This window comes from Mesorhizobium sp. M1348, assembly GCF_040317925.1.
Taxonomy (GTDB): Bacteria; Pseudomonadota; Alphaproteobacteria; order Rhizobiales; family Rhizobiaceae; genus Mesorhizobium.
The window spans coordinates 230,897-243,198 of the sequence record NZ_JAMYLH010000007.1 but is presented as its reverse complement, the minus strand read 5'-3'; the positions used below and the strand labels follow the sequence as shown (position 1 = coordinate 243,198).

Below are 12,302 nucleotides of genomic sequence, written 5' to 3'. Positions count from 1 at the left end.
AAAGGTGACAATGAGTGGTTTCGCAAGATCGGCGGTTTCCTACGGCATGCCGTTGGCCGCCCTGGCGATGGCTGTCGCGGTCAGGGCCAGCGGGGTGTCGGTGGACGAAGGGTCGCTGGGCACCAGGATATTCATCGGCGCGCTGTCGAGCGCGATCATGTTCATCACCATTTTCGTCGTGCTCGACCACGCCGAGGCGGTGGCCAGGCGGGTAGGCGAGCCGTACGGCACGCTGGTGCTGACCATCGCCGTGACGGCAATCGAAGTGTCGATCATCGTTTCCATCATGCTGCACGGCGCCAACAACCCGACGCTTGCCCGCGAATCCGTCTTCTCGACGGTGATGATCACCTCAACCGGCGTTGTCGGCATGTGTCTCACGCTTGGCGGCTGGCGTCATCGCAAGCAGGCGATCGTCCGCCAAGGAACCAGCGCCTATCTGGCGGTGCTGGTCGCGCTGAGCGTCATGACGCTCATTCTGCCGACCTACACGCGAACCACCGATCCCGGCACGTTCTCGGCGGCGCAACTCGGCTTCGTCAGCGTCCTTTCCGTGCTGCTCTATGCCGGCTTTCTGTTCGCGCAGACTGTCCGCCACCGCGACGATTTTATCGACGCACAAGCGCATGGCGCAGCAGCGCGAACCGACGCCCACGAAAGCATCGCCGCCGGCGTTGTTCTCCTGCTGATCGGGCTGATCGGCATCGTCATGCTGGCCGAGCAGGTCGCCGCCAGCGTCGAAGACGCGCTCGTCGCCTACCAGGTGCCCCAGGCCGACGCCATTGTCGGCGCAATGATCGCCGGGCTGGTCTTGATGCCGGAAGCGATTTCGGCGGTTCGCGCCGCCCTCAGCAACGAGCTGCAGCGCGGCCTGAACGTCGCGATGGGTTCGGCCTGCGCCACGATCGGCCTGACAATACCGGGCATCGCCGCCGCCAGCCTGCTGACCGGAAGAGGGCTGACCTTGGGGCTGCCGGCGACCGACACGGTGCTGTTGGTTCTGGCGCTTTTTATCTGCAATGTGAGCTTTAGTACGGAGAGAACGACGTTCCTGACCGGGCTGGTGCATCTGGTGGTGTTTTGCACGTATGTGTTTTTGATTTTTGTGCCGTGAGAGTGCTGGGTGCGAATAGGTAGGAAAACTGCTTGAACGTCTCAATAGGGCCGAAAGCGGACTTGCGGCTTCGAGGCTCGGAAGGCCAGAAGCGGACCTTCATGCCCTGCGTGCGTCGACGTGAACTGTGACCCGTCATTCGCTCGCGCCGATTGTAGCCCGAAAGTAGACCTTCCGATCACCTGTATCTCCGAGATCCTGCTTTGGCGTTCAAAAGGACATCCCGTGGGTCAAAGCGGCCGAAAACGCGCTGTCGCGGAAGGCGTCCGAGAACCGAGTCTTTCTCAGCCGCCGTAAAGATAGTTCGGAAGCCAGAGCGCCATGCCGGGCCAGATATACATGAGGATCATGCAGAGGATGACGATCAGCATGTAAGGCATCATGCCTGCGAATATCTGGTTGAGGGTGACGTGCGGTGGGGAAACGCCCTTGAGATAGAACGCCGACATCGCTACCGGGGGTGACAAGAACGCCGCTTGCAAATTCACGAAGACGAGAACCCCCCAGAGGATCGGGTCGATGTTGAAGTGCTTCAACATCGGCAGGAAGATCGGCACGAAGATGATGATGATTTCGGTCCATTCGAGCGGCCAACCGAGAATGAATATGATCGCTTGAGACAGGATCATGAACTGCACGGGCGACAAGTCGAGCGACAGCACCCATTGCTCGAGAAGTGCCTGGCCGCCGAGGATCGCAAAAACGGCGGAGAACAGCGCCGAGCCGACAAAGAGCCAGCAAACCATGGCTGTGGTCTTCGCCGTCAGGAACACTGCTTCCTTGATGCGCTTCCAGTCGAGCGTTCGGGCCTGGAACGCCAGCAGAAAGGCACCAGCGGCGCCGACTGCCGCGGACTCGGTCGCCGTCGTGATTCCGAATAGGATGACGCCGAGCACGACGACGGTAAGTATGCCCAGCGGCATGACCGACGAGACCAGGAGCTTCAGGATCTCGAGCCGTTCGGCGGTCATGTTCCGGTAGTAGCGGACGAGCACCACCGCGGCGAGTGCCGCGATGATGCCGAAGGTGACGTAGAAGCTGGTTGCCGGCCCTGCATCCACCGCGGGTGCGCCGAGTTCCTCCACCGCCGGAGCACCGAGCTGCTCCAATCCGGCTGGAGCTTCGACGTCGGCCGATGCTTGCGGATAGATGACGACATACCACCACACCAGCAAGAGGGTGAGTACTATCAAGGCGAAGGGCACCAGCGCAGCGCAGAAATTCTTGAACAGCTTCCAATATGTGAGGCGTCCGCTCTCCGTCTCGAGCGCCGTCGCCTTGGACGGCGAGAACAATGCGGAAAGAAGTCCAACAAGCATGTTGCGCGAGTAAACTGTCTGAAAGCTTCGCATCCACGCCGGCACCGGAACCCTTGTTTGATCCTCCGGCAAAGGCGGGGCGATCTTCGGATTGATTATCGCCCAGCCAAGAATGTAGACGAGATAAAGGAAAGCGAGGAAAAAACCGGGGAACATCGCCGCGGCATAGAGCTTCACGATGGACTGGCCTGCAACCGCCGCATAGACGATGATCATGACCGAGGGCGGGATCAGGATGCCCAGCGTGCCGCCCGCGGTGATCACGCCGGAAGCGAGCTTCACATCGTATCCGGCGCGCAGCATCGGATTGAAGGCAATCACCCCCATCAGGACCACAACGGCGCCGACGAGGCCACTGGCGATGCCCCAGAAGGTGCAGACGATAAGCGTAGCAATGGCCAGCGACGCCGGTACCCGTCGGAACGAAAGCTGGATGCTGTAGAACATCTTGTCGACCAGCGCCCCGCGTTCCATCACATATCCCATGAGCACGAAAAGCGGGATGGAGATCAGGACGTCATTGGTCATTGCCCCATAAGTGCGCTCGACCATCAGATCGAAGACGCGGTTGTCGATCCAGTGCTCCGCCGGGTTGTAGAACGCATAGAACCCGAAAAACATGCCAAGGCCCATCAGCGTGAAGGCTGTCGGGAAACCCATGACGATGACGACCACGATGAGCATGAGCATCGTGAGTCCGAGGGCTGGATCGCTCAACTCTGCAGGTCTCCACCCATTCCGCGCTGGCGTGCTTCCTCGTCTATCTTTTGTGCGCGCTCGATGGCGGTCTTGCGCGTCCCTTCATCCACATATTCGCTGAGCGCGAGCTGTCCCTCCACGACGTCGATCTCTGCAACGTCCTTGCGCCGGCTGGGCCATTGCCCAGTCCTGAGACAGACGATGCAGCGCACGATTTCGGCCACGCCCTGGAGCATCACCAGGGCGCCGGCCAGCGGAATGACCGATTTGAATTGGTAGATCGGCGGACCCTCCGCTGTCACGGTCGAATGCTCCCCGATCCGCCATGAAATCGCGGCATAGTCGTAGCCTGCATAGACGAGGGCCGCGATCCCCGGCAGGAAGAAAACCACGTACAGCAAAAGATCGAGCGCGGCTTGGATCCGGGGTCGCATCGAGCTGTAGAGAAAGTCGCCGCGCACATGGGCATTCTGCGCCAGCGCATAGGCTCCGGCGAGCATGAACAGCGAGCCGTACAACATGTTGCTGGCGTCGAATATCCACGCCGTGGGCATGTTCAGGATGTAGCGCTTGAAGACCTCGGCGCAGACCAGCGTCATCAGCCCGATGATCAGCCACGCCGCGGCCTTGCCGACCCACGCGCTGATTGCATCGACTGTATTCAGGAACTGCTGGACGTTCATGCGAGGCAGCCGGATGGCCAGAGTGTTGGCCAGAGTGAGTGTCGGTAAGAAGGCAAGGCACCGTTCGGTCATGGCCCCGATGGTGCCTTGCCGGCTCAAACTGTGCTTCAGATATTCTTTGCTGCCCCGCCACGTCCGAAGTAATGATCGAAGGCCAGGCGGCGGCTGACGACTACGTCCTGTTCCCATTGTGTTGTCCGCCGGGCAAAGGCGATCTGCGACTCAAGGACCTCCCTGAACAGCGGGTTTTCAGCCGCCTTCTTCTTCACGACCTCGTCATAGACCTCCAGCTGTCGCTTGAGGATTGCTTCCGGTGTCTTGTAGAATTTGACCTTGTCCTGCGTCTGCATCTCCAAATAGTCTTTCGAATAACGGTCGATCGCCTTCCAGGCCATGTCCTGCGAGGCTGCCTCGACCGCATTGGTGATGATTGCCTTCATCTGATCGGGCAGGGCGTCGTATTTCGCCTTGTTGAACAGGACCTCGAACTGCTCCGCATTCTGGTGATAGCTCTGCAGCATGCAGACCTTGGACACGTCCGGAAAACCAAGCACCCGATCGGACGAGGCGTTGTTGAACTCGGCCGCGTCGAGCAGGCCGCGATCCAATGCCGCAACGATTTCACCGCCAGGTAGCGCGTTGACGGCCGCACCCAGGCCGGTGAAGACGTCAATCGAGATGCCAACGGTACGGAACTTGAGGCCTTGGATGTCTTCGACCTTGGAAACCGGTTTCTTGAACCAGCCGAGCGGCTGTGTCGGCATCGGTCCATAGGGGAAGGAAACCACATTGGCGCCTATGGAATCATAGAGCTTTGCAAGGAGCTCCTTCCCGCCACCGTATTTGTGCCAGGCCAGCAGCATGTTGGCGTCCATGGCAAAGCCCGGGCCGGATCCCCAGAGCGCTAGCGCCGTCTGCTTTCCGTAGTGGTAGACGAGCACGCCGTGGCCGCCATCAAGCGTTCCTTGCGACACCGCGTCAAGCAGGCCGAACGCAGGCACCACGGCGCCCGCCGGCAGCACCTCGATCTTGAGGTCGCCGCCCGTCATGTCGTTGACTTTCTTGGCGAAATCAAGCGCGAATTCGTGAAAGATATCCTTGGAAGGCCATGTGCTCTGCCAGCGCATGCTGACCGGCCCTTGCGCCTTGACGACGCTTGGCGCAGCAACGATCGCCGCAGCTGCCACGGCCGCCTCGCCAAGGAACTTGCGGCGCGACCTCATATTGGTCTGGATACTTGCTTTGGTCATCGGTTCCTCCCGAAGGTGTTGGCTTTTCAAGCCCACGTCCGACAATACTTCTCAACGACGGCCCAGCAAAAATTGCAGCGCGCGTCCCATCGCCTAAACTAGTGCGGTTCTTTCTTAAGGACAGGTGGGGGTATTTTCCCAAGCAATGGGCGAGTAGCAGTTACGCATCGCGCCATTGAATGACCGCTCTTGCGAAGGATACAAAGGTCCGCATTCGGGCGCATTGCCGCCCGGCAGCATGGGGGCCGAATTCGGAAGGTCGGTTTATGGCGTCCGAAAAAAGAGAGCGGACGTTCGGCGTGGCGCGACCAAGGTCTTAAGCTAACCCAATAACAGCCAAGGGGCGCGATAGACACCACGCCTGAGGGCCCAAACAATCCGCACGATTTCCTTGCTCGTCAGCACATTGCCAATGGCCAAGAACGCTGTCAGCCTAGCCTTGCCGCCATCTCGCGGCCGATGTGGTCGGCTACTCCAGGCTCATGGATCTCGACGAGAGCGGACCCTGTCGACTTTCAAGGCGCATCGCCACGAACTGGTGTACGCCAAGATCGCTGAGCATCAGGGCAGGATAGTCAAGCTGACCGGCGACGGCTTACTGGTCGAGTTCCCGAGCGTGCTAATGCGGGGGCCTGCGCCGTCGAAATCCAGCACAAGATGCACGAGCGTAACGCAGAAGTGCCGTCCGACAGGCCCATTGAATTCCGCATCGGCATCAAGGCAGCCGATCCTGCTCTGCGGTCCAAGTGTTCTTACCCATCGTGCAGCGCGATCCCATGCGACCAGCCAAGGAAACTGGCAACAAGTTATGCGATGTCGAAACAGCGCGCCAGCATGTTTGCGCTATCTAGAAAGGGCCATTGGCTTGTCGACACTGCTGGAGCCGTAGTTAGCTTACGCCATTGCCTTTGGAAACGGCCCCCTTGCCGTGCCGCCTAGTCTGGCAAGCCCGCCCGACGCCAGCCATCGACAAAGGGCTGCGCAGCACTCATGCTCCTAAAGGGCAAGTTCGCTGTCAGTTCACCGATCGTCCAACCTGGATTGCCCGTAAGAAATAGGCGGGCTTCCTCTTGTGCCTCAGGCAAGCGGCCGGCAAGAGCAAGCGCGGCAATCAGGTTCACCCTTGAACCGGTCCCATATGTTTCCTCCAGGCTCAAGGTCGCAACAGCTTTTTCGTAGTGACCGGTGGAAATCTGCGCCATTCCCACGATCCAGAAGTACCAACCAGGTGGACGAGGATTTAGTCGGAACGCCTCTTCACAAGCTGTCAGCGCCGCTTGCGGCTTGCCCAAGTAGATTTGAAGCTCCCCAATCCATGCTACCGCATCTGCATTGTTGGGATTTATCCGTATGGCAGCATCGAATTGGAATTTTGCTTCATCCCAATTGCGCTCAAAAAGCTGAACGCAGCCCAGGATCCTGCGAACGTTGGAATCGCCGGGATCGATTTCCATGGCTCGTTGCGCGTGCATCAGAGCATTTGCGCGATCGGGTATCTGTGGTTCTCCCCAATCAACCCAGCCAAATAACAGCACAAGGGCAAGATTGCTGTGCGCTTCACAATAGTTTGGTTCAAGCGAAACGGCGCGTTCCAAAGCTGAACGCGCGTCGCTGTTGTCTGATCTGGACATGGTCCATTTCTCCCGTGACCTAACACAAAGGTCATAGGCTTCTAGATTTGATGGCCTAGAACGGGCAGAAATATTCTTCGCACCAATCTTGCCGGAGATCGCTTCAACAACGCGGCGCGTGACCTCGTCCTGAACTTCAAAGATGTCGACAATTTCGCGGTCGAAGCGCTCGGCCCACACATGATTGCCGCCTTCGGCCGCGTTGATCAGCTGCACATTGACGCGCAAACGCTTGACGGACCGCCTCGCGCTGCCCTCGAGGAGATATTTGACGCCCAGATCGCGAGCGATCTGACGGACGTCGGTGGGCTTGCCTTTGTAGGCAAAGGTGGAGTTGCGGGCGATGACGAAGAAGCCGGGCACATTCGACAGATCGGTAATGATGTCCTCCGTCAGCCCGTCAGTGAAGAACTCCTGTTCGGCGTCGCCACTCATGTTGACAAAGGGCAGCACGGCAATCGAAGGCATGTCGGGCAGCGCGAGCTGCGGCGAAGGCTTGTCCGGCACGAGGGCCTCCGCCGATGCCGCGGGTCTGGCCTTCGCGGGAATGCCGACCTGTAGCGAATAAACCCGGACCGGCTCGGCGATGTTCTTGAGCTGAACCGCACCGCGATCGTTGATCGCGATATCGAGCCTTGATTTAACCTGCCAATAGGCTTGCTCGGAAAGACAGATATTGCCAGGTTCGCAGATTCCTTCTAGGCGCGCGGCGATATTGACGCCATCGCCCATCAGGTCGCCATCGCGTTCTTGCACGACGTCGCCCAAGTGAATGCCGATCCGGAACTCGATGCGGCGATCATCCGGCACCCCGGCATTGCGCTCAAGCATGGCGTTCTGCACTTCCAGCGCGCAGCGCACTGCTTCCACAACGCTGCTGAACTCGACAAGGCTCCCGTCGCCTGTGCGCTTGACGACGCGGCCACGATGAACGGCGATGGTGGGGTCGATGAGATCGCTGCGCAGCGCCCGCAGCCGTGCCAAGATGCGATCCTCATCCGCGCCGGCTAGCCGGCTGTAGCCGACCGCATCCGAGACCAGGATCGCTGCAATTTTGCGGGTCTCACTCATGTGATGCTCCTCCCTCCAGTCTGACACTACTGCCGACCAGGCACGCTGTCTCAACATAGAGCGGTTAGGCCAAAGGAAGATAGCTCCGAGCCATTGGTCGGATGGTCTGCTTAGGATCTACTCCCGTCGTTCGAGGCAAAATGTCGGGCGCATAGCTGCCTGTGGCCTGTCCATTGGCGATGTCCGCTTTTGTTGAATGGACGGGACCGCAGGAATGACTGCCATGCGGCGCAAAGCAGCCATTCAGGATTTGCCGGATCTTGTTGCGGAGCCGCCGTGGCGCAGATCGCAGATCTCTGCCGTCAACGGAACTGACCGCCACGCAACCGGTTAATCCGCATGAAGCTCGCCACCATACCCAAGGTCACCCCATGAGCATCCTGCAAACCACCAAGAAAGCCGTCGAGCAGGTCACCGGTGTCGCCAGGCCGGGCAGGCGAGAGGTCGCCGATCTGGTCAGACCGCGCAAACCGAACGAATTTCGTTTTGGGGATGATGGCCTCGTGCCCAATCATCCGTCCTGGCCGCTTGTCGTCTATCGCGGCGCCGTCAAGCTGCCCGAGGAATTCGATCCGGCGGCGGTCATGGAGGCGCTTTTCGACGCAAATGGCTGGGGCGATAGTTGGCGCAATGGCATCTACGACTACGTCCACTACCATTCGCGGATACACGAGGTGCTGGGCGTTGCGCGCGGCACGGCCAAGGTCCGCTTTGGCGGCAGCAAGGGGCGAACGCTGTCGCTGAAGGCCGGCGACGTCGCGGTGCTTCCGGCCGGCACCGGGCACCAGCGTCTTTCCGCGTCCGACGATTTTCTGGTCGTCGGCGCCTATCCTCCTTCCGGCACCTATGACCTGTGCACGACCGCCGCCGATCATGCCAGGGCGGTGGTGACGATCCCCAGGATAGGCCGCCCGCGCAAGGACCCTGTCTATGGGAGCAAAGGCCCATTGCTCGCCGCCTGGGAAAGGGACTGAAGTCGTCCCTTTCGAAGGGGCTGCGGGTTGGCTTCGGGGCTCAAACCGAACCTTTGACCAACACCTCCGGCGCCACCGCCGAAGGAGGCCGCCTTGTAGATGGAAAAGCGGATCGTGCCGCTGTCGGTGTGCGCAGGCTGGCAAATCAGGCTTGGCGCTATATTATTGCAGTGACCCTGCCCGATGCATCGAGACGACAACTGACTTGCGCCTGCCGGACTTCGATGCCGCCTTTTCTTGCATAGTCTATTCGCACCTCGATCGGCGCCGTGAGTGCACCCCGACGTTGATCCAACGCGCCTGCGCTTGCCGCGTGGACACGGACGGCCCCAAGCGGCATCGCAGCGGCCATGATCGCCGCGCGGCAGGCTCGCACGATCACAATCGGCGTACCGGGTTTCGCTGTCAGTGGTCCCGGAGATACAAAGGGATATCCCTTGGTGGAGTCACCGTCACCGGCTTTGGAAGGCCTGAGGACGGGTGGCAGGACGATGGATTGCCCAGCGGTCTTGGCAGAGGAAGGGGCTGTCACTGCAGTCGAACTGTCGGGTGCGGTAGCCGCTTCGTTTTCGGCGGACGGATCGTCGCCCACAGTGGCACTTGTGCTTGTATCACCAACGTTGCCGCTGGCACTAACGCCTGCGTCGACTGATCCGTCATCCGCACCGACCGAAGCTCCAACATTTGCCCCGCCTACGCCGTCGACGCTCGTGCCCGCCCCCACAGATACGCCTTGCGAACCGGCGCTCACTCCAGCACCGACCCCGACACCGCCCGCCCCACCGCCCACACCTGCTTCAAGAGCTGAGGCAGGTCCAATTGTGATCCCGATTGTCAACGCGGCTGCGACATACTTCTTCATTGTCGTCTCCCTGCGGCATCCATTTCGCTCCCTAGTCTTCACTGGCGCGGCTCGAGCTTTTTGATGGCCGTGTTGGAAGCAATGCTGCAGGAAGAGGTATGGTTGCCAGCAGAGCAGTTTGCGGCGGCTTTTGGACCTTCACTTTCTGTTTTTCCGGCAAGCCCGGTTTACGGGCTGGTTGGGCGCCCGAACGCGATAACCTACTTGCAAGTGCGGGGGTACGTGCTTTCGGCGCGCGCTCCACAGCCGCAGTGCGACGCTTACCCTTGACAATATCAATTGCCTCACGCGCTGCACTGAGGCTGCGGGCTAGACCGATATCCCTTTCACGCTCTTGGTCCAGCGCGGCACTCAATTCTACCGAGTTCTGCTTTAAAGCATCGCGTTCCTGGCGAACAATATCGAGGTCACGTACAGCTGAATCTGCTCGTTCGCGTCCCCGTTCGAGTGTTTCTCGAGCCTGCTTTAGAGCGGCCTCGGCCACCTGTCGGTCCCTTATGGCGTTCGCCTGCTCGACGGCTGCCAGATTTACGCCTTTCTTAAGAGCATCGATAGTTTGGCGAGCCGTCGTAAGTTCTTGTTCCAAGAGCTCAACCTTGTGCCGCTCGTCATCAAGCGTTCGCTTCGCAGCAAGCTGAGAGGCTTCCATAGAGGGGTGCGCTCCAAGCGCGGCAGCCTTCTCGCTGTTCCAGAGACTGGCTTCGGCCCTGTAGCTTTCGATAACGCGCTGCGCCGTCTCCAGATCGAGCGCGAGCGCTTCGTCTGTTCGCTGCTGCTCATTTAGGGCTTGTGCTTGCTGAGCCACCGTGTCTGCCAGTACGTGTGCCTGGGCGCTTAGCTCACGTGCGCCGCGCTGCATAACGTCTAGCTCCGCTCGTGCTGCGGCCAATTCGCGGCGTAAAGCCTCCTCATGCTCGCCGAGCGGCGTTTGCGCGCCCTTCTTGAGTGCCTGTGTTTCGCTGAGCACCAGCTCTCTAGATTTATGGGATCCGAGCGCGTTCGGTTGTGGCTTGCCCGGTTCTTTGCCGACCTCGGTGTGTTTGGAAACCACGACCGACGAGCTGTCGTTAGCTGTGGCAACCGCTGACGCTTCGGGCGCCAACTGACCATTTGCCGGAGATGCCAACAGCAGAACGAAGCATAACGGAATGAGGGATGGCATGGCGTTGCACCTCATGCCGCGTATCTCGTGAAGTAAAATCAAGGGCCGTCGTTTAATAAAGGTGAAGTCACAGCGGAGACATTTTGACTTGGTACTCTGCGCATGATTCATCACTGAACCTCACCGATCGCGGCCCTCACCGCTATTGTATTCTCCACTTACTGCACGCCGCGGCGCCCTGGATGCCGCATCAAAAAGATCAATGCTGGTGAAGCACCCTCGGCAACGCCAAAGCACGGGAATAGCGCGCAAAGGCTGTTTCCTATTTCCTTGGTTGTCATCATTCGAACAAACGGAACTTTCGGCTTTCGGGATGACCATCTTCCCTACCCAACGGCTGTGATGCGGCGCAAAGCAGCCATTCAGGTCTGCGAAGGTCGACTTCGGGTCAACACCAAACTTCCGCTGGATGGTACGGCGTACCTCACCCAGCCAGTACCGCCGCCTCCAACCCGCGGATGATGTTCGCCGGCTCGATACATTCATCGTGCCGGACCTTGGTGTGGAGCCGCATGGCGGCTTGCTCGCAGCCTGGAGCAAGGATTGAAGCCGTTCCATTCGAAGGGGCTTGGCTTGCGGGTCCGCTTCGGGGCTAACCGACCCAACATCCGCCGCTCAAGCCGCCAGCACCGCCGCATCCAACCTGCGAATGATCTTCGCCAGTTCCACGCATTCGTCGTGGCGCACCTTGTTGCGCCGCCAGGCGAGGCAGATCGTGCGTTGCGGCATTGGTTCCTGGAACGGCACGATCTTCAAATCGGGGATAGTGCTGGCCGGCCCGGCCGCCATTTCCGGGATAAGCGTGACGCCGAGCCCATGCGCCACCATCTGTAAGAGCGTCGTCAGGCTGGTCGCGCCGTAGCTTGCCATCGCCACCGGACGCACGCTGCCGCAGACGGCGAGCGCCTGTTCGCGCAGGCAATGGCCTTCCTCCAGCAGCATCAGCCGCTCCAGCGCCGGGCTTTCCGGCGGCACCGGCGGTGAGGCGAAGGCGGGGTCGCCGGCCGGCACGGCCAGGAAGAACCGGTCGGAGAAAAGTTCCTCGGTGACCAGGCCTGGGTAATCGAGCGGCAGTGCAGCGACGAAGGCGTCGAGCTTTCCCGAACTGGTGTCCTCGACCAGCGACGCGGTCACCGCCTCGCGCAATTCGAGCTGCAAGGCCGGGAAATGCCGTTTCAGCTCCGGCAGCACATGCGGCAGCAGATAGGGCGCCACCGTCGGGATGATGCCGAGCCGGAAGCGGCCCTCCAGCGCCGGGCGGCCGCGCCGGGCGGTGGCCTCGACGTCGCGCACGTCGGCAAGAATGCGCTCGATGCGCGGCAGCAGGACCTGCGCCTCGTCGGTCATCCGCACCGCCTTGCCGCCGCGCTCGAACAACCGGCAATTGAGCCGCAGCTCCATCTCGGCGATCTGCGATGACAGCGCCGGCTGGCTGACGCCGGCGAGTTTTGCCGCGCGGCCGAAATGCAGCGTCTGCGCCAGCGCTTCGAAATAATGCATCTGCCGGACGGTCAAGCCGATCATAAGGAAAACCTAT

8 protein-coding genes and 1 pseudogene are annotated in these 12,302 nt (G+C 60.3%); 3 read left to right on the top strand and 6 right to left on the bottom strand.

The features are described 5' to 3' along the window. Positions 1 to 10: 10 nt before the first annotated feature. Complete coding sequence (locus tag NKH13_RS15360) at positions 11 to 1,114, top strand: calcium:cation antiporter (protein ID WP_352715406.1); 1,104 nt, start codon at positions 11 to 13, stop codon at positions 1,112 to 1,114. 284 nt (positions 1,115 to 1,398) lie between these two features. Here NKH13_RS15360 and NKH13_RS15355 read toward each other — a convergent pair whose 3' ends face one another. From NKH13_RS15355 to NKH13_RS15345, 3 genes are all read right to left on the bottom strand, one after another. Continuing rightward, a complete protein-coding gene (locus NKH13_RS15355; protein WP_292663634.1) occupies positions 1,399 to 3,150 on the bottom strand; it encodes a TRAP transporter large permease in 1,752 nt (583 codons plus the stop codon). Further along, positions 3,147 to 3,815, bottom strand: a complete 669-nt coding sequence (locus NKH13_RS15350; RefSeq protein ID WP_292663631.1) for a TRAP transporter small permease subunit — start codon at positions 3,813 to 3,815, stop codon at positions 3,147 to 3,149. Before NKH13_RS15350 ends, NKH13_RS15355 begins: the two co-directional genes overlap by 4 nt. A 107-nt stretch (positions 3,816 to 3,922) precedes the next feature. Then, positions 3,923 to 5,065: a TRAP transporter substrate-binding protein gene (locus tag NKH13_RS15345; protein WP_292663629.1), complete on the bottom strand. Its 1,143-nt coding sequence runs from the start codon at positions 5,063 to 5,065 to the stop codon at positions 3,923 to 3,925. Between the two features lie 482 nt (positions 5,066 to 5,547). On the opposite strand from NKH13_RS15345, the pseudogene NKH13_RS15340 reads away from it, so the two are divergent. Continuing rightward, positions 5,548 to 5,794, top strand: a pseudogene (locus NKH13_RS15340) (adenylate/guanylate cyclase domain-containing protein); the annotation flags it as partial. A gap of 206 nt (positions 5,795 to 6,000) precedes the next feature. Here the strand turns inward: NKH13_RS15340 and NKH13_RS15335 are convergent. Further along, complete coding sequence (locus NKH13_RS15335) at positions 6,001 to 7,767, bottom strand: adenylate/guanylate cyclase domain-containing protein (protein WP_352912910.1); 1,767 nt, start codon at positions 7,765 to 7,767, stop codon at positions 6,001 to 6,003. Between the two features lie 371 nt (positions 7,768 to 8,138). Between NKH13_RS15335 and NKH13_RS15330 the strand changes: the two genes are divergently transcribed. Then, the gene (locus NKH13_RS15330; RefSeq protein WP_352912909.1) at positions 8,139 to 8,741 is read left to right on the top strand and encodes a cupin domain-containing protein; all 603 of its coding nucleotides are present in this window, start codon (positions 8,139 to 8,141) and stop codon (positions 8,739 to 8,741) included. An 893-nt stretch (positions 8,742 to 9,634) separates the two neighbouring features. Here NKH13_RS15330 and NKH13_RS15325 read toward each other — a convergent pair. After that, positions 9,635 to 10,876 (bottom strand): coiled-coil domain-containing protein, encoded by a 1,242-nt coding sequence (locus tag NKH13_RS15325; RefSeq protein ID WP_352715400.1) that lies wholly within the window; start codon positions 10,874 to 10,876, stop codon positions 9,635 to 9,637. Positions 10,877 to 11,380: 504 nt separating this feature from the next. Continuing rightward, positions 11,381 to 12,289, bottom strand: a complete 909-nt coding sequence (locus NKH13_RS15320; RefSeq protein ID WP_352715397.1) for a hydrogen peroxide-inducible genes activator — start codon at positions 12,287 to 12,289, stop codon at positions 11,381 to 11,383. Between the last annotated feature and the right edge of the window lie 13 nt (positions 12,290 to 12,302).